General features: G+C 69.7%; 19 protein-coding genes. 3 read left to right on the forward strand and 16 right to left on the reverse strand.

Annotation, left to right across the window (positions count from 1 at the left end):
• Positions 1 to 109 precede the first annotated feature (109 nt).
• From FVE25_RS51155 to FVE25_RS56035, 9 genes are all read right to left on the reverse strand, one after another.
• Positions 110 to 1,255: an acetyl-CoA C-acetyltransferase gene (locus FVE25_RS51155; RefSeq protein WP_157254783.1), complete on the reverse strand. Its 1,146-nt coding sequence runs from the start codon at positions 1,253 to 1,255 to the stop codon at positions 110 to 112.
• 61 nt (positions 1,256 to 1,316) lie between these two features.
• Positions 1,317 to 1,973: a hypothetical protein gene (locus FVE25_RS51160; RefSeq protein ID WP_157254678.1), complete on the reverse strand. Its 657-nt coding sequence runs from the start codon at positions 1,971 to 1,973 to the stop codon at positions 1,317 to 1,319.
• 10 nt (positions 1,974 to 1,983) lie between these two features.
• On the reverse strand, positions 1,984 to 2,715 hold the full coding sequence (locus tag FVE25_RS51165) for a class F sortase (RefSeq protein ID WP_157254679.1): 732 nt from the start codon (positions 2,713 to 2,715) through the stop codon (positions 1,984 to 1,986).
• Positions 2,716 to 2,721: 6 nt separating this feature from the next.
• A complete protein-coding gene (locus FVE25_RS51170; RefSeq protein WP_157254680.1) occupies positions 2,722 to 4,065 on the reverse strand; it encodes a hypothetical protein in 1,344 nt (447 codons plus the stop codon).
• 131 nt (positions 4,066 to 4,196) lie between these two features.
• Positions 4,197 to 4,997, reverse strand: a complete 801-nt coding sequence (locus FVE25_RS51175; RefSeq protein WP_157254681.1) for a class F sortase — start codon at positions 4,995 to 4,997, stop codon at positions 4,197 to 4,199.
• On the reverse strand, positions 4,997 to 6,322 hold the full coding sequence (locus FVE25_RS51180) for a hypothetical protein (protein ID WP_157254682.1): 1,326 nt from the start codon (positions 6,320 to 6,322) through the stop codon (positions 4,997 to 4,999). Before FVE25_RS51180 ends, FVE25_RS51175 begins: the two co-directional genes overlap by 1 nt.
• Positions 6,323 to 6,431: 109 nt before the next feature.
• On the reverse strand, positions 6,432 to 6,566 hold the full coding sequence (locus tag FVE25_RS56740) for a hypothetical protein (protein WP_281367993.1): 135 nt from the start codon (positions 6,564 to 6,566) through the stop codon (positions 6,432 to 6,434).
• A gap of 48 nt (positions 6,567 to 6,614) precedes the next feature.
• Positions 6,615 to 8,483, reverse strand: coding sequence for a LuxR C-terminal-related transcriptional regulator (locus FVE25_RS56905; protein WP_343046196.1), 1,869 nt, complete (start codon positions 8,481 to 8,483; stop codon positions 6,615 to 6,617).
• Positions 8,438 to 9,253, reverse strand: coding sequence for an AAA family ATPase (locus FVE25_RS56035; RefSeq protein ID WP_246268760.1), 816 nt, complete (start codon positions 9,251 to 9,253; stop codon positions 8,438 to 8,440). The genes FVE25_RS56905 and FVE25_RS56035 overlap by 46 nt, the downstream gene beginning before the upstream one ends.
• Positions 9,254 to 9,353: 100 nt before the next feature.
• Here FVE25_RS56035 and FVE25_RS51195 point away from each other — a divergent pair, with 100 nt between their 5' ends.
• Together FVE25_RS51195 and FVE25_RS54180 are read left to right on the forward strand one after the other, a co-directional pair.
• Positions 9,354 to 10,499 carry an acyl-CoA dehydrogenase family protein gene (locus FVE25_RS51195; RefSeq protein ID WP_157254685.1) on the forward strand — a complete coding sequence of 382 codons (1,146 nt, stop codon included), beginning with the start codon at positions 9,354 to 9,356 and terminating at the stop codon, positions 10,497 to 10,499.
• Between the two features lie 26 nt (positions 10,500 to 10,525).
• On the forward strand, positions 10,526 to 10,690 hold the full coding sequence (locus tag FVE25_RS54180) for a hypothetical protein (RefSeq protein WP_181019981.1): 165 nt from the start codon (positions 10,526 to 10,528) through the stop codon (positions 10,688 to 10,690).
• Here FVE25_RS54180 and FVE25_RS51200 read toward each other — a convergent pair.
• From FVE25_RS51200 to pdxH, 7 genes are all read right to left on the reverse strand, one after another.
• On the reverse strand, positions 10,662 to 12,023 hold the full coding sequence (locus tag FVE25_RS51200) for a type 1 periplasmic-binding domain-containing protein (protein ID WP_157254686.1): 1,362 nt from the start codon (positions 12,021 to 12,023) through the stop codon (positions 10,662 to 10,664). The genes FVE25_RS54180 and FVE25_RS51200 overlap by 29 nt on opposite strands.
• A 52-nt stretch (positions 12,024 to 12,075) precedes the next feature.
• Complete coding sequence (locus FVE25_RS51205) at positions 12,076 to 13,848, reverse strand: hypothetical protein (RefSeq protein WP_157254687.1); 1,773 nt, start codon at positions 13,846 to 13,848, stop codon at positions 12,076 to 12,078.
• A 57-nt stretch (positions 13,849 to 13,905) separates the two neighbouring features.
• A complete protein-coding gene (locus tag FVE25_RS51210) occupies positions 13,906 to 14,691 on the reverse strand; it encodes an alpha/beta fold hydrolase (RefSeq protein WP_157254688.1) in 786 nt (261 codons plus the stop codon).
• 17 nt (positions 14,692 to 14,708) lie between these two features.
• Positions 14,709 to 16,931 carry a SpoIIE family protein phosphatase gene (locus FVE25_RS51215; protein ID WP_157254689.1) on the reverse strand — a complete coding sequence of 741 codons (2,223 nt, stop codon included), beginning with the start codon at positions 16,929 to 16,931 and terminating at the stop codon, positions 14,709 to 14,711.
• Positions 16,932 to 17,054: 123 nt separating this feature from the next.
• Complete coding sequence (locus FVE25_RS51220; RefSeq protein WP_157254690.1) at positions 17,055 to 17,759, reverse strand: iron-dependent transcriptional repressor DtxR; 705 nt, start codon at positions 17,757 to 17,759, stop codon at positions 17,055 to 17,057.
• A 191-nt stretch (positions 17,760 to 17,950) separates the two neighbouring features.
• Complete coding sequence (locus tag FVE25_RS51225; protein WP_246268761.1) at positions 17,951 to 19,138, reverse strand: MFS transporter; 1,188 nt, start codon at positions 19,136 to 19,138, stop codon at positions 17,951 to 17,953.
• Between the two features lie 11 nt (positions 19,139 to 19,149).
• Positions 19,150 to 19,791 (reverse strand): pyridoxamine 5'-phosphate oxidase, encoded by a 642-nt coding sequence (gene pdxH / locus FVE25_RS51230; RefSeq protein WP_157254691.1) that lies wholly within the window; start codon positions 19,789 to 19,791, stop codon positions 19,150 to 19,152.
• Positions 19,792 to 19,965: 174 nt separating this feature from the next.
• On the opposite strand from pdxH, the gene FVE25_RS51235 reads away from it, so the two are divergent.
• Positions 19,966 to 21,072, forward strand: coding sequence for a citrate synthase 2 (locus FVE25_RS51235; RefSeq protein WP_157254692.1), 1,107 nt, complete (start codon positions 19,966 to 19,968; stop codon positions 21,070 to 21,072).
• Positions 21,073 to 21,087: the final 15 nt, after the last annotated feature.

Consider the following 21,087-nt stretch of genomic DNA (forward strand, 5'->3'; position numbering starts at 1 on the left):
GTCGCGATCTTGCTACCCGGAGATCCCTCTAGAGCTGGTAGGGAGATCGCAAGATCATTTCAGGGGTTCCGTTCACCGGGGGAGCCCGCCAGAACTCCCCCGGCGCGCTCTACAGGCGCTCGATGATGGTGACGTTGGCCTGGCCGCCGCCCTCGCACATCGTCTGCAGGCCGTACCTGCCGCCGGTGCGCTCCAGCTCGTTCAGCAGCTTCGTCATCAGGATCGCGCCGGTGCCGCCCAGCGGGTGGCCCAGGGCGATGGCGCCGCCGTTCGGGTTGACCCTGGCCGGGTCCGCGCCCAGCTCCTTCGTCCACGCCAGAGGGACCGGCGCGAACGCCTCGTTGATCTCGACCACGTCGATCTGGTCGATCGACATGCCCGCCTTCTTCAGCGCCTTCCGCGTGGCCGGGATCGGCGCGGTCAGCATGAAGACGGGGTCGTCGCCGGTCAGCGCGAGCTGGTGGATGCGGGCGCGCGGGGTCAGGCCATGGTCCTTGACCGCCTGCTCCGAGGCGATGAGCACCGCGCCGGAGCCGTCGGAGATCTGCGAGGAGGTGGCCGCGGTGATCACGCCGCCCTCCTTGAGCGTCTTCAGCGCCGCCATCTTCTCCAGCGTCGTGTCCGGCCGGGGGCCCTCGTCGTCATGCACGCCGTTGACCGGGACGATCTGGTCCTTGAAGTGCCCGTTGGCGATGGCCTTGGCCGCGCGCTGGTGCGACTCGTAGGCGAACTGCTCGAGCTCCTCGCGGGTCAGGCCCCACTTCTCGCACATCAGCTCCGCGCCGCGGAACTGGGAAATTTCCTGCTTTCCATACCGCTCGACCCACATGTCGCCGAAGGGGAACGGCATTCCCTTCTCCAGCGCCGCCGTGATCGACGAACCCATGGGCACCACGCTCATCGACTCCACGCCGGCCGCCACGACGAGGTCCTGGGTGCCGGACAGGACGCCTTGCGCGGCGAAGTGGATCGACTGCTGCGAGGAGCCGCACTGCCGGTCGATCGTGACCCCGGCCGTGGTCTCCGGCAGGCCCGCGCTCAGCCAGGCGTTGCGGGCGATGTCCATGCTCTGCGGGCCGAACTGCATGACGCAGCCCATGATCACGTCCTCGACCGCCGCGGGGTCCACGCCGGTCCGGTCGATGAGCGCCTTCAGCGTCTGCGCGGCCAGGTCAGTGGGGTGGACGGTGGAAAGGCCGCCCTTCTTCTTGCCGACCGGGGAACGGACCGCCCCGACGATGTACGCCTCTGCCACAGTGCCCTCCATGAAACCGAGCATGATTCGGTTACTGAGGAGACTACAACAGAATGATGCTCTACAGGAGATCCCCCGGCTCGTCGATCCGGAAGCACCACCGGTCCACCGCGATCCCCTGAAGGGCCTCGGCCAGCCGCAGCGCCAGCTCGCCGACCATCTCCAGGTCCTCGCCCCGCAGCTCCACCGCCGTCAGCTCCGTCGCGAAGGGCAGCAGATCCCGTACGGCAGGCGGCCGCGTCTTCAAAGGCACCACGACGGCCTTGAACCCGTCACCCTCGAACGTGCCGTGGTCCTGCGGATCGGTGTCCAGGATCTCCTTGAGCTCCTCGTCGGCCGGCCGTACCGGAACGATCACCGCGGCGCCCCGCGGCACGTCCTCGCCCCGCGGATCGCTCACCTCACCCCGGCACACCGCCAGGCCGTTGAACCTGAACGCGATCCCCTCGGCCAGATACCGGTCGAAGTAGTCGAACGGCAACGGCCCCTCGGCCGCCACCCGAACCGCCCAGACCTCCTCCAGCTCCCCGCCCACCAGATCGGTCTCCGCCTCGACCGCCGCATGCAGCCGTACGTCCGCGGCCAGAATGTCCCCGCCGTCACTCCGGGCGTCGGGATCGGCGAGCTGCACCACACGCAGCACCTCCGCCGGATCCGGCTTGGCGGGGAAAGCCGCCGTAGGGCCAGTACGCAGTCGCCGCTTCGCCATCCAGCCCATGCGCGTGTCCTCAGCTTCTGTAAGAGCTCGTCATTGTCGCGTAGACGATGATGTTGTCCGTGTAGTGCCCGATGGAGCGGTTGTAGAAGCCGCCACAGGTGATCAGGTGGAGCTGGGGGTTGCCGCCCTGGTCACCGTAGACGCGCTGGGTCGGGAAGGTCGTCTTGGCGGCCTGCTCCACCCCGCCCACGGTGAACACGGCCGTCACGCCGTCCTGGCGCTTGACCTCGATGGTGTCCCCATTGCGGATCTCGTACAAGCGGTTGAACACCGCCGTTCCCCGCCGGGTGTCCTTGTGCCCCAGCATCACCGACGGCCCCGCCTCACCCGCCGTCGGCCCGTGCCGGTACCACCCGACCAGATTCGGGTTGTCCACCGACGGAACCTGGATCGCGCCCCGCTTGTCCGTCCCCACGGAGGAAATCGGCGCGTTGATCCCCAGCCGCTTGATGACGATCCGCTTGGGCGTCGACGGCAGCATCGCCGGCGCCGGATTGATCGGCGGCAGCGGGGGCGGGACCGTGGGCTCGGCCTTGAACAACGCCTGCTGCGGGGGTCCCGTCTGCTTACCCTCCGGCTGCACCCCCAGCGGAAGGCTGTCGCGCGCCAAGCCGTACTCCTCCGGCGACCCCGACACGATCAGCAGCCCCGCCACGACCGTCACCACACCCGCGATGGCCGCGAGAACAAGCGCGATCCGCAGGCCGCCTCCCCCGTTGCTCTGGGGGTACTCCCCGCTCACGCCGCCTCAGCCCCGACTGAGCCCACGCCGCCGCATCACCAGCCCGCCGACACCGGCGGCCAGGATGAGCAACGAACCGGTCAGGATGAACATCCGCCCATCGGGACCCACCCCACCGCCACCACCGGTATCGGCACCGGCCTTGGGGGTCTTGGTGACCTTGCCACCGTTGTCCTTGGGGGTTTCGGTTACGAACTTGGTGGTGGTTTTCGTGGGTTTGGGGGTGGCGCTGGTGGTGGTCGCGCTCGGACTGGGGCTCTGACTGCCGGTTCCTGCGCTCACGGTCACCTTGTAGCTCTTGGGCGTGCTGGACGGCACACACTTGAGCGCCGGGTCGCTGGCCGAGGTGCCGAAGGCCAGCGTGTCGGCGATGATCGTCATTTCGCCGGTCGTGGTTGGCTTGATCTTGACGGTGATGACCGGGATCACGATGTCTGAGCCGGCGGTGGTGGAGCCGGTGTAGGAGATCTCACCCGTGGCGGTGTTCGGCGCGCCCGCGCCGGTCGCCTTGATGGTGCCGAACACCTTGCTGCCCGACGCCGGGAAGCCCCCGACCGGGACCTTCAGCGGGTCGCCGGTGTCCTGGACGGTGCTGGTCCAGCTGATGGAGGCGTCAGTGTTGGCCGTGACGGTGGTGGGCGGGGCGAGAACGACTTTGATGTCGGCCGCGCCTAGGTAGGTCGGCTCGCCCTTGGCGGTGCAGTCGTACTGGATGATCTCGTCACCTGTGCCGGTGCCCGTTTGCACCGGGATCGAGATCGTGGCTGGTGTCGCGGTGGTAAGCGTGCAGTCGGTAGTTACGGCGGCGGTTCCGCCTGGCGGTGTGACGACCAGTTGCAGGGTCTTAGCCGTCTGCACAGTGCCAGGGGATAGCGTCACCGTCCCCGCGGCGCTAGGTGCCGTCACATTGGCGGTGACCGTCGTCGGATTGGGTGTGTAGGTAGCACCCGCTGCCACAGCCAGGGCCAGGGTGTGCGCCGACGCTCCGACCAGCGACGCCGGACTGCCACCACCGCCCACCGTCAGCGTGCTCTTGATCTCCACCTTCGTGTTGACCGCCAATGCCTGAGCGGCCTTCAGCGTCGTAGGCAACGTCCACGTGACTTGAGCTTGCTTGCTCGGCTCAACGGAGGTGGGCGTGGCGACTTTCAACGTCACAGCTGTGTTGGCCTCGAAGGCCCCTGCCGCACAGTTATAGGTGAGCGTTTGCTCAGCAAGCGCCCCGGCGGATGCCTGAGCCGCGGCCGGGGAAGACAGGAGGGCGGAACCTGTGACGAAGGCGAGCACGCTCGCTATCCCCAGGGCGGATGTCTTCTGGGCGAGGCGGCGCCGCGCCTTGGACGTCAGCACTGTCTGTCTCCGTTCCAGCACAGGTTCAACAGGCGTACCAGGATTCCAGCCCTTGGTCACGGTTAGGTAGAGATCTTACGAACTGTGCCTGTAAATCTCCTGTAAACCACAAAACCATCACCATGGGCTAGTCAGCCCTTCTTCTTGGACAAGGTCGCATACACGATGACGTTGTCCGCATAGCTGTGGGCCGCCTTGTTGTACACGCCGCCGCAGGTCACCAGGCGGAGCTGGGCGTCGGCCGTGTTGCCGTACACGCGGGCCGTCGGGAAGGCGTTCTTGCTCACCTGCTCGATGCCGCTCACCGTGAAGCGGGTGACCTTGCCGTCTGTGCGGTAGACGTAGATGCTGTCGCCCTTGGCCAGTTCCGCCAGGCGGCTGAACACCGCGGGGCCCTTGCGGGTGTTCACGTGGCCGTTGATGACGGCGGGGCCGAGTTCGCCGGGGACGGGGCTGTGGCGGTACCAGCCGGTCAGGTTCGGCTTCGACAGTGTCGGGACGCCCAGGTTGCCGTTCGCGTCCAGGGTGACGGCGCCGATCGGGGCGCTCACCTTGATCTTGGGGATGCGGATGCGCTCCGGCTTGGCCTTCTTCGACGGGGTTTTGGCCGTCGGGATGGGAGCTATCGGCGGCAGGGCGGCCAGCGGGGGCGGGGCGTCCAGTTTCGCGGGGGTCAACGGGACGTTCTTGCCGCCCGGGCCGACGGTCGGCGGCAGCTCGAAGGCGCCGGCGTGCTGGATCTCGATCGGAGTCGGCTGCTCCGGCCGGCGGGGGTCGGTGGCGGCGGCCAGGTTGCCTCCGGCGGTGGAGGGTGCGGCCAGCGTGGGCGCCAGTTGCAGGACGCCCAGAGTCACCGCGGCCACTCCGGCCAGCGAGCCGGCGACCAGCAGACCCGGCAGCGCCCGGTTCATGGGGTTCTTCCGCTCGCTCATCACTTCGCTCCTCCGGCGTGGCCCGCGCGGCGCCGCCGTACCATCAGCCCGCCCGTCGCGCTGAGCATCAGCAGGACCGCGCCCCCTCCGATCAGCGCGTACGGCCGGCCGCTCCCCTCCGGGGCCTCGCCGGTCTCCACGCCGCCCTTCGGGGTCTTGAGGACTTGGGCGGCGGCCTTCACGTACCGGGTGGTGGTGGGTGTGGCGGAGGCGCGGGGGGTGGAGGTGTTCACGCTCACCCGGCCGGGGCCCACGGGGACGAGCGGGTTCTCGTTGTTGTTGCCGTTGCCGTTTCCGCCGCCGTTGCCGGGTGGGGGGTTGCCGGGCGGAGGAGTGGTGGGCGGGGTGGTCGTCGGCGTGGGGGTGGTGGGCGTGTCCGTGGGGGCGCCGGGGACGACGATTTCGATGAAGTCCTTGCCGCTGGTGCGGGTGCAGGTGGCCTTGTCACGCTGAGGGGGTTCGGCCATCTTGCCGGTGATCACCTTGATGGCGTCGAGGTATGCCTGCTTGTCCTCGAGGTTGGTGATCTCCAGGGTGTGTTCGCGATAGTCCAGCGGGGAGGACGTCCACGACCAGAGCTTGTACTTGCTCTCACGGGGGCCGGGGGTGCTGGGGTCCACATCCTGCGGGGAGGTGGGCTGGCCGTCCAGACGCACCTGGACTTTGCCCAGGCCGGTTTCGCGGCGCCCGATGTACTCCACGCCGGTGCCGACGAACTTGAACGTCGCGTTGGCGTTCTTGGTGGTGGTCTGATGGAGGTTGTCGTGGTGATCGCCTTCACCGGGAGTGGGCTTGTAGGTCCAGTCCGCTGTGTAGGTGATGCGAGGGTCGTCGTTGTTGACCGTGACGTCGCTCTCGACCGGGGTGAAGCGGACCTCCATCGGGCCCGGCTTGATGCGGATCTTCCCTGGCTCGTCGAGCGTGGCCGACTTCGACAGACCCTCCGGCAGTTCCAGCGTGTCGCCGGGGCTCAGGCGGGCCTGCTTCTTGCGGCCTTCGGGGCGGAGTTCGCCGTTCCAGGCGCCGGTGAGGTCTACCTCGCCATGCAGGCTCAGGTCAGATCCCGCGGCGAAGAATCCGGGCGAACCGAATCGGGGGTTGCCCCGGTACTCGATGCGCCACATGATCTGCAGCAGGCCACCGACGATCTTGGGCTCGATGGATGCCTCGAGCTCGACTCCGCTGCCGGCGACACCGTCTTTGCAGAGGTATGTCGCGACCAGGGAGTCCGCTTGGCTGGGAGGGGACGACACCACGAACACCGCGGATGCCGCCAGCCCGACCGATGAGGCCACCACTGCCTTGCGCCACCGACTCACGGTCACTCCGATCACCCAGGTAAACCAAAGGTAGATCTTAGGGTCGGATACGGCGGCGAACGGTGTGATATCCCGCACCGGTTGGGACTTGTGATAAAGCCGTGTCCCGTTTGGCTCAGAAGGACAGGAGCCTCGCCAGCAGCGAGGGCCGCTTCGGGCGGACGGCGCGGGCGCGGCGCTCGGCTTCGGCGGCCTTGCGGAGGTCCTCGGCGCGGTTCTTCATGACCAGGTATTCAAACTCTGCGTTCATGGTTCAAGGTTCGCGCTAAGGCCCATGCGGGCGCATGAGGCGGATGCCTTAGATCAGCGCGGCCAGCTGCGACCTAGACGCGATGCCCAGCTTAGGGAACGCCTTATACAGGTGGTAGCCGACGGTCCGGGGGCTGAGGAAGAGCTGGGCGGCGATGTCCCGGTTGGAGGCGCCGGTGGCGGCCAGCCGTACCACCTGGCGTTCCTGGGCGGTCAGCACGCTGAGCGGGTCGTCGTCGCGGCGCGGGGCGGCGGGGACGTCGCCGGTGAGGCGGAGTTCGGCGCGGGCCCGCTCGGCCCACAGGGTCATGCCGAGCCGGTCGAACGTCTCCAGCGCGGCCCGCAGTTGCGTGCGGGACTCGGCCCGGCGGCGGGCGCGGCGCAGCCACTCGCCGTACAGCAGCCGGGTGCGCGCCTCCTCCTGCGGCTGCTCGCCGTCGGCATGCAGGTGTACGGCGTGGCCGTAGTGTTCCTCCGAGTCGGTCACCAGTGCCTGGCAGCGCGCCGCCACGGCCAGGGCGGACGGCAGGCCGACGGCCTCGGCCCACTCGGCGAACCGGTCAGAGGCGGTCCGGGCCTGGGCGTCGGAGCGCAGCCGGACGGCCGCCTCCACGACATCGGGCGCCATGAAGATCGACAAGGGTGTGTGGGCGGGGCCGGAGAAGGGCTCCATGGCTTTCAGCGCGGCCTCCGGACGGCCGGCGGAAAGCTCCAGCCGCCCCACCGCCCACGCGACATCAGCCCCCACCCCGGCCAAGGCACCGGCCCCGGCGAAGGTCCCCGTCGCGGCGCGCGGGTCCTCCCCCATCTCGGCGCGGGCCAAAGCGAGCGGCCCGTCGAGCAGGCCGGGGTCGCCGACCAGCGGCATGCCGTCCTCACGGGCCTCGAGCATCTCCTGGTAACGCCCCAGGCAGGCCAGCGCCCGCATGCGGGTGCCGAGCCCGATGACCAGCCACCCGTTCATCCCCCGGTCGAGGCAGTCGGCGACGGCATGGGCGGCGACCTTCTCGCTCAAGGTGTACCGCCCCGCGGCCAGCGCCACCTGGGCGAGGAAGAGCCGCCCCGGGATGCCGAGTCCCGAAATATCGGGGTCGGTGGTCAAACGCTCCATGTGGGGCAGTGCGGCCCGCACGTTCCCGCCGAGCAGGGCCGCCAGCCCCAGAGCACCCCGCACCAGCGGCACATCCACCGCGGGCATCCGCGCGGCCGCCCGCACGGCCAGCTCCGGCTCCGCCGCGTACCAGGCGCACCGGATCGCCTCCAGATACAGGTACCCGCCCAGCTCCGGCTCCAGCGGCGCCACGTGCTCCGCCCCGCCCGCGATCACCTCCGACGCCCGCGCGTAGGCGCCCTTCTCCACCAGCACGTGCGCCCGCACCTGAATGAGGTGGGCGAGGGCCATCGGGTCGGACACGTCGGCGCTGGCCCGGTCCGCGAGCCGGTCGGCGTGGTCGAGCCTGCCGCCGTCGCTGGCGGCCACGGCCGCGGCGGCCAGCCGTACCGAACGCCTGCCCGGGTCGGGGGTGAGGTCGGCGGCGCGCTCGTAGGCGGCGGCCATCGCGGCGTAGCCGGAGCGGGTCTGCGCGCGTTCGGCGGCCCGCACCAGTTCGGCGGCGACGTCCTCGTCGGGCGCGACCGTGGCGGCGGCGAGGTGCCAGGCGCGCCGGTCGGCGTGCTCGTGGCCGTCGAGCACCTCGGCCAGCGCCCGGTGGACGGCCAGCGCGGTCGTGAGGGGCACGTTCTGGTAGGCCGCGGGCCGGATGAGCGGGTGCCGGAAGGTCACCGCCTGCCCGGCGACCTGGAGGAGCCTGGCCTGCTCGGCGGCCTCCAGGTCACCGGCTCCGGCGCCGAAGCGCTCGCCCGCGCGCAGGATCACGGCGAGTGAGCCGGTGTCGTCGGCGGCGAGCACGGCCAGCATGAGCTGTGCGCGTTCGGGCAGCGCGGTGATCTGCCGCACGAACGCCTGCCGGACCCGGCTGGTGACGGGGATCTTGGTGTAGGGGGCGAGGTGGCCGGCCCGCTGTTCCGGGGTGAGGTCGGCGGGCAGTTCGAGCAGGGCGAGCGGGTTGCCGTCCGCCTCGTCGAGGATGCGGTCGCGGACGGCGGGGGCGAGGTCGGCGGGCAGGAGGGCGAGGGCGCTGTCCCGGTCCATGCCGCGCAGGGTGAGCTCGGGCAGGCCGGCGGGGTCGTCGGCGTGGCGGGTGGCGAAGACGAGGGCGATGCCTTCGGCGTCGAGGCGGCGGGCGACGAACGTGAGCGCGTCGAGGGAGGCCCGGTCGAGCCACTGGGTGTCGTCGAATTGAGGCAGAGCAGCGAGCCTTCGCCGGCGATCTCGGCGAGCAGGCTGAGGACGGCCAGGCCGACGAGGAAGCGGTTCTCGGGCGCCGCCGAGCCGAGGCCGAGCGCGCCCTGAAGGGCCCCGGCCTGGGCTTCCGGCAGGGCGGGGATGCGGGCGAGTTCGCTGCGCAGCAGCATGTGCAGGGCGGCGAAGGGCAACTCGGCCTCGGACTCGATGCCGGCGCCACGCAGGACCCGCATCTCCCCGGCCTGCTCGACGGCGTGCGCCAGGAGGGCGGACTTGCCGGCGCCGGGTTCGCCGCGCAGCATGAGGGCCCCGCTGGCACCGTCCCTGGCGGCGGACAGCAGCCGCTCGATGGCCGCCTGCTCGTGGTCACGCCCATGCAACATGGTGATGAATCTACCGGCGGCCATTTCCCCGGAAACCGGGTATACCTCCGGGTAACAGAATCGTATTCTGGCGCAAGACATCCACACTTGGAGGCTTCTGATGCAGCGTGACCTCTTCGACGAAGAGCACCTGCTCTTCCAGGAGACCGTGCGCGAGTTCATGACCCGCGAGGTCCTCCCCCACCACGAGCAGTGGGAAAAGGACGGCATCGTCCCGCGAGAGGTCTGGAAGAAGGCCGGCGAGATCGGCATGTTCGGCTTCGCCGTACCCGAGGAGTACGGCGGCGCCGGCATCACCGACTTCCGCTACAACGCCATCATCACCGAGGAGATCATCCGGACCGGCGCGTCCGGGCTCGGCTGGGGCCTGCACAACGACGTGGTGGCGCCGTACCTGGTGGAGCTGACCGACGAGGAGCAGAAGCAGCGCTGGCTGCCCGGCTTCGTCAGCGGCGAGCTGATCACCGCGATCGCCATGACCGAGCCCGGCGCCGGCAGCGACCTCCAGGGCATCAGGACCACCGCGATCCGCGACGGCGACCACTACGTCGTCAACGGCCAGAAGACCTTCATCACCAACGGCATCAACTCCGACCTGGTCGTGGTCGTGGCCAAGACCGACCCGAGCGAGGGCGCCCGCGGCACCACGCTGCTCGTGGTCGAGCGCGGTATGGACGGCTTCACGCGGGGCCGCAACCTGGAGAAGGTCGGGCTCAAGGCGCAGGACACCGCCGAGCTGTTCTTCGAGAACGTCCGCGTGCCGGTCGCCAACCGGCTCGGCGCCGCCGAGGGCGAGGGCTTCTTCCAGCTCATGAACAACCTGCCGCAGGAGCGCCTGTCGATCGCCGTGGTGGCCGTCGGCGCGGCGGAAGCCGTACTGGAGATGACCATCGAGTACTGCAAGAACCGGCAGGCGTTCGGGCGCACCATCGGCAAGTTCCAGAACACCCGCTTCGTCCTGGCCGAGCTGGCCACCGAGGTCGAGATCGCCCGGCACTACGTGGACAAGTGCATCGTCGCCCTCAACAAGAAGGAACTGTCGGTTGTCGACGCGGCCAAGGCCAAGTGGTGGACCACCGAGCTGCAGAACAAGGTCATCGACCGCTGCCTGCAACTGCACGGCGGCTACGGCTACATGATGGAGTACCCGGTGGCCAAGGCGTGGCTGGACAGCCGCGTGCAGACGATCTACGGCGGGACCACGGAGATCATGAAGGAGATCATCGGCCGTTCCTTCGGCTTTTAGCCGGAAAAATTGGCCATACTGGCCATATGGACAGCGGCCTGATCCTCCTGGTTTTCCTGGCGTTGCTGTTCGCCTGGGGCCTCAACCGAGTACGGCGGGCGCTCCGGCTGGGCCCCGTCGGCTACGTCGGCGTCGTGCTCGTCTTCGTCATCGTCATGCTCCTCATCTGGGGGCAGACGACCCTGCGGTGAGCGACTTGCCCCAGCGCGAGAACGTCGTGGTGCCGGCCGGACCGAGCTGCAGCACCGGGATCTCCTTGTCCACCGGGTCGCCGCCGTCGCTGATCCTGATCGGCCCGCTGGCGCCGGCCACCGTCAGCGTGCCGCTGGTCAGCACACTGGCCACGTCCCCCCGGCCGGGGAGTTCCTGGGTGAACTTGTCGATGGCCTCGATCGCCGCGTACATGGCGTCGTGGTGCACGATGGCCATCCCGTCATCCCTGTCCTCGTTGGGGAACAGCGCCTCGAAGGAGTTCGGGCCGCCGGACTTATTGAACCGCTGCTTCATCGCCTCGATGACCGGCCCGCCCGGCTGCTCGACACCCTGGGAGTGCGCCAGCGCGGTGTAGAAGAGGGTGATCGACTGATCGCCCCACATCGGCTGCGGTGGTGGCCCGTTCAGCTCGGCCACGTCGTCCCCGCTGATCACCTTGATGCCGCGCTCGATGCACGGCACCCGCCCGCTCAGCCCCGTCATCAGCGCCGGAAGGTGATCGGCCCGCCCCGCGTACAACACGGTGTTGGCCTCCGAGTTGCAGATCCGCTCCGCGTTCAGCCCCAGGACCGTCCCCGGCGACCTCGCCCCCGCGTCGAAGGCCAGCGTCTCCACCACCTCCTCGGGCTTCATCGCCTGAGCGAAATAGTCGGCAAGCGTCCTGACGTAACTGTCGTCCCGGTTGCGATCCCTGACCACGACCGCCTTGAGCTTCGGATTGAAGTACCTGGCAAGCCGCAACACCGTCTTGGCCTGGTCGCTGTTGAGCGGCGCGACCCTGGCCAGCCCTCTGAAGTTCCGGAACTCGTCGGAGGTGATCACCGCCGCCGTCATCGCGAACTGCCGCTCGCTCAGCGCCGCGATCGACCTGCGCGTGGTCTCCGTGCTCGCCCCCAGCCCGGTCACGGCCAAGATCCGCTCGGCGTCCGCCCTCCTGTCGAGGTCGGCGAGCGTCGCCGCCCAATCCCGCGGCCCGTTGCTGCCCACCAGCACCTTCACGTACGGCCGCGCCTCCGGTTGCCGGTTGCGCCAGAGCTGCGCCAGGTAGATGCCCTGCAAGCCGTGCCTGATCGTCTGGCGGGACATGGTGATCTCCGACACCTCCCCCGACATAGGGAACAACGCCACGATCGTGACATGGGCGCCGGGATGCTCCTTCTCGACCCGCGTGTTCTCCTGCCGGATCCGCCCTATCACCCCGGCGAGATCGTCGCCGAACGCCGCCGGATCGTCGGTCAGCGGGCGGGCCCGCATGCTCAGGTAGATCGTGATGGTCACTGCCAGCAGGGCCGCCACCAGCGCCGCGATCACGATGTTTCGCCACCACCGTGCGCGGCGGAAGGCACCGGTGACCCATGGGCCGTCAACGCTGCTCATACCGGTCGGCCTCTCGGCGCAGTTCCGCCGGGCTGGTCGAGTGGTAGGACAGGTCGCGCAGGCACTGGGCGATCTGGAAGCGGCGGGTCTCCGAGGGATCGAGGAGCGGATCACTCCAGAACCATCGGTTCACGACCAGAGTCCTGAGGATCCCCGTCCTGTCCCCGCGCGCCGCGGAGGCGCCCACGACCAGCGCATCGTGCAGCTCCTCCAGCCCTGCTTCCAGGGGCAGCCGATTGGGCGCCGTGGTCAGCAGATTGAACAGGTCGATCCACTCGCGCGTCCTGCTGCGCCCGCCGGCGTTCGCGTCGAGCAGGTCGAACTTCCGGTCCAGCCAGGCGACCACCGACGTCAGCCGCTCTCCGTCGTCGCCGGGCCGTACACAGGCCAGGTGATGCCGGAACCGCGCGGCCGCGTCGTCGTCGTAGAAGGCCGCAAGCCGTTCGTGCACCTTGTCCCATTCCTTCTCGCAGAGCCGCCGCATCAGCAACTGCCGCAACCAGGGATGGATCACCGTGCCCAGCTCGTCGTCGTGCTGTAACCAGAGCGTTTCGGCCAGTTTGTCGCGCAGATTCCACACCGAGGGCAGGGCGTTCATCGCGTCTTCCAGATTCCTGGCCGACGCCCAGCCGGACAGCTCGTCCAGGTGCGTCAGAAGCAGGCCCTCGGACCAGCTCAACGCCGCCTTCTGCGCCAGGATCGAGCGGAAGGCGTCGTCGTCCGGGGCGGGACCGGCCCATTCGAGCAGGTCGAGCGTGGCCTGCCGGTAGCCGCCGGTGAGCCGGTGGATCGCCGGCGCATACCGTCGGGCGCTCACCTTGCGGGGCAACGACGGCATCAGCACCGGGTACCAGAAGGTGGCGTCCTCCTCCCGCTGCTCGAGCCAGTCGGCGTGCCTGGCCTCCGGCAGCGTGGGCGGATGCGGCCGCCGGGTGGTGTTCAGCCCGGGACGCGCCCAGATCTCGCCGGTGTCCACCCAGGTGGGCGAGGTCGCCACCACCACCAGCGGGTCCTCGCCCTTGACCGCGATGAGCGCCTTGAGGAAGTCCTGGCCGCCGATGGTCTCGGCGCCCTCGATCAGCAGCAGGCTGTTGCGCGGATGCCGGCTCCGGCGGGCGTAGGACTCCCGCAGGTCGGTGACGAGCGCCTTGCAGAGCACTTCCGCGGGCAGGTCGGAGTTCCCGGCCTCATGGGTCCTGGCCAGCTTCACCAGGTTGCCGTCCGGCAGTTCGGTCGTCAGCCAGCTCCGGCCTTTACGGTTCAGCAACCTGATCACATACCCCGAGTGATCAGGGAGCAGCCCGAGCAGAGTCACGGCGGCCTTCACCGCGGGAAGCGGCGGCGCCATGCCGAGCAGGGCTTTCAACCCGTCCAGGAGCGGGAGCGCGGCCGGCTTGGCGCCCTTGAGCAGAGCGTCGAGCTGCTCCAGCACCTCCGCGTCCGTGAGCCCGGCCGTCTTCAGCGCCAGCACGTGCAGCGTGAACACGGTCCTCGGCAGCCTGATGCGGGAGCTCTTCATGAGCCCGTGCGCGACCTGGGCGACGATCTCCGAGACGGGCAGCAACGCGCCGGCCGCGTAGAGGTTGACCCGGGCGCGGGGCGAGCGGTGCTTCTGCGCCTTCAGCTTCTCGTCGATCCGCGCGACCATCGCGCTCTTGCCCGTGCCAGGCGGCCCCAGCAGCAGAATGATCGGCAGTTCCCGCCCGTCCTCGCGCAGCAGGCAGTCCCGCACGACCAGGTGATACCAGGAATCCTCCACGAAGTGCGCCATCATGCCCCCCACAGGCTGATCAGGCGACGACCCCCGAGATCACTCCTAGTCTACGAACCCGGCGCTGCCCTCGATGAGAATCTTGGCAACCAGTTCGGCATCGTCGCTCATCGGCACGTGCCCGCACCCGTGGAGCAGCTTGACCCGCTGCCCCGACCACTTGGCCGCGCGCACCGCCTGCCGGCGCAGCAGCAGCCGGTCGTGCTCGCCCCACGCGATCGTGATCGGCGCCTTGGGCGGCCCCGGCGGCATCAGCCCGGCGAACGACTCCAGCGTCTCGTCGAACCCGGCCGACCCCGCCAGCGCCTGCGTGGCCGCGACGAGGGCCGTCGGCGACAACCTGGCCGGGCGGGCCACCAGCAGCCCGGCCGACAGCGCCCGGCCCAGCGGGTTCTCCGCCGCCCTGATCGCCTGCTCGGGCGGCAGCGCCCGGGCCGTCGCCCGCAGCCCGCGCAGCACCTGCCGGCACCACACCAGCTCCGGCCCCGACCAGAACCCGGCGGGCGACAGGGCGGTAGCCGTACGGACGACGCCACGCGCGGCCAGTTCGAGCGCGATGTACCCGCCGAGGGAGTTGCCCGCGACGTGCGCCCCGCGCACCCCCATCAGCTCACAGAACGACTCGACCGCGTCCGCGAGCGTCTCCGCGGTGTACGGCGTGCCGCCGGGGAGCCCGGGTGAGACGCCGAAGCCGGGCAGGTCGATCGCGATCACGTCGCGGCAGGCGGCCAGCCGGTCGAGCACCGGCAGCCACGCCTGCCAATGATGGCCGACGCCATGGATGAGGATCAGCGGCGCACCCGTGCCACGACGCTCGTAGGCCAGCTCCATACCGACGAGTCAACCACTCAGCGGCTGCGCGTGGGAATCTCGAACCAGACCGCCTTGCCTTCCCGGGTGGGCCGCGAGCCCCAGCGGCGCGCGAGCTGGTCGACGAGGTAGAGGCCGCGCCCGCCCTCGTCGTTCTCCCCCGCGCTGCGGATGCGCGGCAGGCGCAGGTCCTGGTCGAAAACCTCGACCCAGACCGACTCGTCGCCCCTGCGCAGCCGGAGCGTGAACTCCTTGTCGCCCATGACCTCGTCCTCGAACGGCATGTCCCAGGACTCCTCGAACGGCAGCGGCGGCCCCTCGACGACGAGCTCCCGGCGCGGCACGCTGGCGCTGGCCGCGTGCAGCACGACGTTGGTGACGACCTCGGACACCAGCAGGCAGGCCAGCTCGGCACGTTCCTCGGGTACGTTCCAGCCGGTGAACGCCTCGGCGGCCATGCGGCGCGCCTCACCGACCATGATCGGCTGCGCCGGGAAGGCGCGTTCCTCCACGTCGAGGTCGACGTCGCTGGAGCGCAGCACGAGGATCGCCATGTCGTCGTCGATCTCACCGGGGACCGCGACCGTGGCGGCGTCGGCGATCTGCTCGACGTCGTCGTCGGTGACCTTGGCGAGCTTCTCGCAGAGGATGGCCAGCGTCTCCTCGTCGGTGGGAGCGCGGCCGTCGCGGGTGGGACGGCGGTCGACGAGGCCGTCGGTGTAGAGGACCAGCGCGGCGCCGGGCGGCAGCGTGCGCGTCTCTTCCTTGTAGACCAGGTCGGCGTGCAGGCCCTTGGCGCGCACCCCGAGCGGCTGGCCGACCTCCTCGATGTCCATTTCCACGCATTGGCCGTCCACGAGCAGCAGCGGCGGCGCGTGCCCGGCGTTGGCGAAGGACAGCTGGCGCGACCACGCGTCGTAGACGAGGTACTGGCAGGTGACGATCGGCGGGATGCTGACCACGTTGCCGTTGTCGTCCTGCTCCGGGTCGGCGATGATGCGCGTCCACTCGTCGAGCCTGGCCAGGATGTCGGCGGGCGACTTGTCGTCCTGGGCGAAGGCGCGCAGCGCGGCGCGCAGCTGGCCCATGATGGCGGCGGCCTTGGCGCCGCGGCCCTCGACGTCGCCGATGACGATGCCGACCCGGCCCGCCGACAGCGGGATCACGTCGTACCAGTCGCCGCCCACCTGGGTCTGGATGCCCTGGCCGTGGGAGGCCAGGGGCGCCGCCGGGTAGTAGCGCACCGCGATCTGCAGGCCGTCGAGCTGCGGCAGCGCGCGGGGCAGCAGGTGCTTCTGGAAGGACTCGGCGGTGTGCCGCTCCTCCTCGAACAGCAGCGCGTTGTCGATCGCGAGCGCGACCCGGGTGGCGATGGCGCCGACGAAGTCGCGGTCGAAGGCGTCGTAGTGGGGGCTGTGCCGGTCGGTGAGGTTGGACAGCCCGAGGTACATCAGGCCGAGCGTCTCCCCGCGCACGCACAGCGGGGCGACGATGGCCGAGGTCATGCCGACCTCGCCGCACAGCTTGGCGCTGCCCTCCGTGGGCGCCGGGAAGCTGCTGGTGGTGAAGTCCTCGACCAGGATCGTCTCCTGGCGGCGCAGCGCGGTGTCGGCGTAGTGGCCCGACGGGTAGCGGATCTCGGCGCCGACCGGCTTCCAGGTGCCGGGCGGCGGGGTCCAGCCCTGCACGTGCTGGGAGACGCGGCGCACCAGGCGCTCGCCCTCCATCAGCTCGATGAAGCAGTGGTCGGCGAACTGCGGGACCAGCATCTCGGCCACGCGCTTGAGCGTCTCCTCGACGTACAGCGAGCCGGCCAGCCGTTCGCCGATGCGCTCCAGCAGGCCGAAGCGGTCCTTCTCCCGCTCGTTGCTGCGCAGGGCCTCGCGGGCGGTGATGACGATGCCGGTCACCGACCCCGAGGTGTGGCGCAGCGGCACCGCCTGGGCGCGGACGTAGACGATGGTGCCGTCGCCGCGCCGTACGTCGAAGGTGCCCTCCCACACGCCGCCCTTGAGCACGTGTTTGGCCAGCTCGATGGCGAGCGGATGGTCCTTCTCCATGATCCCGAGGGACAGGACGGACATCTCCTTGCCCGAGACCTTCTCGCTCGGGCGGCCGAACAGCCTCTCCGCGAAGGGGTTCCAGTAGAGCAGATTGCTAAATCTGTCCGTCACGACGACGGCCATCTCCGCGTGATCCAGCACGGACCCGGCGGCCAGGTGATCGGCCGTGTCCTGTGGCAGATCCCCCCATCGCTTCATCCGGAGACCACTCCTCGGGGAGGCTTATGCGAAAAGCGAACCACGGGCGCTCCTGCAACAGTCATGGCCAAGGGGAGTGGAGGGTTCTCCCTTGTGGGATTCAACCAAGCAGAAGCGCGTGCGTCAGCGCCTGGAGACGAAAACGTGCGCGGCAACGTCACGCGGAAGTTCCGCGGGAGTTCCGTTCGCGTCTCCGTCACCTGTCACCCGCACACCGTCGTCGCTCGCCGCGAGCGTGACCTCGCGTCCGGGTTGTATCCCAACTTGCTTGAGTTTAAGCATCACAGCGGGATCGCTTTGCACTTGTTCGCTAATTCGCCGCACGACAACGGGTATATCGCTGGGTCCGGCAAGATCCACCATGGCTTCCAGGGGCTTATCGCCACCTTCATCCGCTTCGTGCGCGCCCAGCTCGCCAAGCCCCGGGATGGGGTTGCCGTGCGGGCAGACGGTCGGGTTGTCCAGCAGGGTGACCAGCCGGCTCTCCACCGCCTCCGACATCACGTGCTCCCAGCGGCACGCCTCGATGTGCACCTCCTCCCACGGCAACCCGATCACCTGGGTCAGCAGGCATTCGGCCAGGCGGTGCTTGCGCATGACCCGGGTGGCCAGCGTGCGGCCCAGGTCGGTCATGGCCAGGTGACGATCGCCCTCCACCTTGACCAAGCCGTCACGTTCCATCCGGGCGACGGTCTGGCTCACCGTCGGGCCGCTCTGCTGGAGCCGCTCGGCTATGCGGGCACGAAGAGGGACGATCCCCTCTTCCTCGAGTTCGTAGATCGTACGGAGATACATCTCCGTGGTGTCGATCAGGCCGTGTGCGGTCAAGGCTCCTCCCAACTTCGATGCTACGCCGGTCCTCGTGGGGACTGAGCCCGTCCGCAGCGGGCACAGGGGTCAACTGAAACCCTATGGGGAGAAAGGCCGGCGGTGGCAAAGGACGCCAACAATCGAACGCACGAGTTACTTCCCGCCCCCGCTGCGGTAGTTCCTGAAGCTCGGTACGGCCAGCCCCACGATCAGCACCGCCACGGCGCAGGCGAGCCTCCCCCGACCCAGGCCCCGGTGAGCCCGAAGACGGTCGCGGTGGCCCCGGCGCGCAGGTCGCCGAGGCGGGGGCCGCCGGCCACGACGACCATGAAGACGCCCTGCATGCGCCCGCGCATCTCATCCGGCGCGTGGAGCTGCAGGATCGACTGCCGCCACACCGAGGAGATGACGTCGGCCGCGCCCCCGACGGCCAGGAACGCGACCACCAGCCACAGTGAGTGGACCAGCCCCGCGGCGACCACGGACATCCCCCAGACGGCGATGACCAGGGTGAGCGCGAGCCCCTGCCGGGTGACCCGGGTGACCCGGCCGGAGAACAGCGCGCCGGTGACCGAGCCGATGGCCATGGCGGAGTTGAGCCAGCCGAGGACGACCTCGTCGCCGCCGAAGCGGGTGGCGGCCAGCTCGGGGAAGAGCGCCCTGGGCAGGGCGAAGACCATGGCGATGATGTCCACGACGAACGACATCAGCAGCACGGGCGTGACGAGGATGTAGCGCAGCCCCTCGAGGACCACCTTGGCCCCGGGCTTGGCGACGCCGCCGGTGGGCGGCAGCGCGGGCAGCCGCAGCGCGGCGTAGAGACCGGCGCTGAACAGCACGGCGTCGATGGCGTAGGCGGCGGCGAAGCCCGCGGAGGCCAGCATGACGCCGCCGAGCATGGGCCCGGCCACCGCGCCGACGCTGTAGACCAGCGACTGCAGCGCGTTGGCCGCCGGGACCCGCTCGGCGGGCAGGATCCTCGGGATGATCGCGCCCCTGGTCGGCGAGGTGATGGCGAAACCGGTGGCGTTGACGGCCATCAGGCCGAGCAGCAGATGGACGCTGCGCAGATCGAGCAGGGCCTGCAGGAGGATCAGCAGCGTGCTGGTCCAGGCGATGAGCGAGCCGATGATGAGCAGCTTGCGGCGGTCCATGACGTCGGCCACCGCGCCGCCCCACAGGCCGAAGACGACCAGCGGGACGAGGTTGGCCAGGCTGAGGAAGCCCACCCACAACGAGGACTGGGTGAGCACCCAGACCTGCTGGCTGGCGGCCACGACGGTGACGGCCATGCCGACGTGCGAGACCGCCTGGCCGAACCAGAGGCGCCGGTACGCGGGTGTCTCCAGTGGCCGGGTGTCTACCAGATAACGCTTGACCCAATCCCCGATTGCCACAAAGAGGCACACTAAGGGGCAAGTCTCTCCAACACCCAGCCGGGGTGCCCACGCCGGTAACGCAGCCGGTCATGCATGCGGTCCACCTGGCCCTGCCAGAACTCGATCTCCGTCGGCACCACGAGGTACCCACCCCAGAAGTCCGGCACCGGCGGCCGCTCCGGCCACCGCTCGGCCAGTTCCTCATACCGGCTGTCGAGATCCTCCCGGGAGCGCACCACCGCCGACTGCCGCGACGCCCAGGCGCCGATGCGCGAGCCGTAGGGCCGGGAGTTGAAGTACTCGGCGGTGCGCTCGTGCGGCAGCCGTACCACGGTGCCCTCGACGCGCACCTGGCGGCGGATCGGATGCCAGGGGAACAGCAGCGAGGCCCGCGGGTTCTCGGCGAGGTCACGGCCCTTGCGGGACTCGTAGTTGCTGTAGAAGACGAAGCCGTGCTCGTCATAGCCCTTGAGCAGGACCGTCCTGGCGCTCGGCCGCCCGCCCGCCGAGGCGGTGGCGACGACCATGGCGTTGGGCTCGGGCAGGCCGGCGTCGAGCGCCTCCTGGAACCACACGGCGAACTGGGCGATCGGGTCGGCGGCGACGTTGGCTTCGAGCAGCGGCTCGCCCTCGTAGGAGCGGCGCAGCCCTGAGAGAGAGGTGGCGTCCACGAGACGGTATTCTTGCGCGCTTGGTGGCGATCCCACACAACCGCCCCCACCAGCGGTGATTGCGTTTCGGCGTGCCCGAAGACGAAGCACTCGATGGTAGGGGGTTAAATTGACCCGCCGGTATCTCGACATCAAGGCATTGCCCAACACGGCAAGAAAGGGAGGCGGCCGAGAATGTCCGACTTCAAACCCGGCCTCGAAGGCGTCGTAGCTTTCGAGACCGAGATCGCGGAACCGGACAAAGAGGGAGGCGCCCTTCGATACCGGGGCGTCGACATCGAGGAGCTGGTCGGCCGTGTCCCCTTCGGGCACGTCTGGGGCCTGCTGGTCGACAACAAGTTCCAGCCGGGTCTCCCCCCGGCGGAGCCGTACCCGATCCCCGTTCACTCCGGTGACATCCGCGTAGACGTGCAGAGCGCGCTGGCCATGCTGGCCCCCGCCTACGGCTTCAAGCCTCTGCTCGACATCGATGACGACCAGGCGCGCGACGACCTCGCCCGCGCCTCGGTCATGGCACTCTCCTTCGTGGCGCAGTCGGCGCGCGGCCTCGGCCTGCCGATGGTGCCGCAGAGCCGGGTCGACGAGGCCAAGACCATCGTCGAGCGGTTCATGGTCCGCTGGCGCGGTGAGCCCGATCCCAAGCACGTCAAGGCCATCGACGCGTACTGGACCTCCGCCGCCGAGCACGGCATGAACGCCTCCACGTTCACCGCCCGCGTCATCGCCTCCACCGGCGCCGACGTGGCCGCCTCGCTCTCCGGCGCCGTGGGCGCCATGTCCGGCCCGCTGCACGGCGGCGCCCCGGCGCGCGTGCTGCACATGATCGAGGGCGTCGAGCAGCTCGGCGACGCCAAGAAGTACGTCCAGAGCGAACTGGACAAGGGCAACCGCCTCATGGGCTTCGGCCACCGGGTCTACCGGGCCGAGGACCCGCGGGCACGGGTGCTCCGCCGTACCGCCAAGGAGCTCGACGCGCCGCGTTACGAGGTCGCGCAGGCGCTGGAGACGGCGGCCCTGGAGGAACTGCACGCCCGCAAGCCCGACCGGGTGCTGGCCACCAACGTGGAGTACTGGGCCGCGGTCGTGCTCGACTTCGCCGAGGTTCCCGCCCACATGTTCACCTCGATGTTCACCTGCGCCCGCACGGCCGGTTGGGCCGCGCACATCCTGGAGCAGAAGCGCACGGGCAGGCTCGTCCGCCCCAGCGCGAACTACACCGGCCCGGCCACCCGCCCCCTGAGCGACGTGCCCGGCGCCGGCGAGGTCGTCGGCCTCATCTGACTGTGCTCGCCGCCC

Source organism: Nonomuraea typhae, assembly GCF_009760925.1.
Taxonomy (GTDB): Bacteria; Actinomycetota; Actinomycetes; order Streptosporangiales; family Streptosporangiaceae; genus Nonomuraea; species Nonomuraea typhae.

Coding starts and splice junctions, on each gene's coding strand:
- FVE25_RS51160 (WP_157254678.1), bottom strand. CDS start 1,973: ATGGGCTGGATGGCGAAGCGGCGACTGCGTACTGGCCCTACGGCGGCT.
- FVE25_RS51175 (WP_157254681.1), bottom strand. CDS start 4,997: ATGAGCGAGCGGAAGAACCCCATGAACCGGGCGCTGCCGGGTCTGCTG.
- FVE25_RS56740 (WP_281367993.1), bottom strand. CDS start 6,566: ATGAACGCAGAGTTTGAATACCTGGTCATGAAGAACCGCGCCGAGGAC.
- FVE25_RS56905 (WP_343046196.1), bottom strand. CDS start 8,483: ATGCTGGCCGTGCTCGCCGCCGACGACACCGGCTCACTCGCCGTGATC.
- FVE25_RS56035 (WP_246268760.1), bottom strand. CDS start 9,253: ATGTTGCATGGGCGTGACCACGAGCAGGCGGCCATCGAGCGGCTGCTG.
- FVE25_RS51195 (WP_157254685.1), top strand. CDS start 9,354: ATGCAGCGTGACCTCTTCGACGAAGAGCACCTGCTCTTCCAGGAGACC.
- FVE25_RS54180 (WP_181019981.1), top strand. CDS start 10,526: ATGGACAGCGGCCTGATCCTCCTGGTTTTCCTGGCGTTGCTGTTCGCC.
- FVE25_RS51210 (WP_157254688.1), bottom strand. CDS start 14,691: ATGGAGCTGGCCTACGAGCGTCGTGGCACGGGTGCGCCGCTGATCCTC.
- FVE25_RS51215 (WP_157254689.1), bottom strand. CDS start 16,931: ATGAAGCGATGGGGGGATCTGCCACAGGACACGGCCGATCACCTGGCC.
- FVE25_RS51235 (WP_157254692.1), top strand. CDS start 19,966: ATGTCCGACTTCAAACCCGGCCTCGAAGGCGTCGTAGCTTTCGAGACC.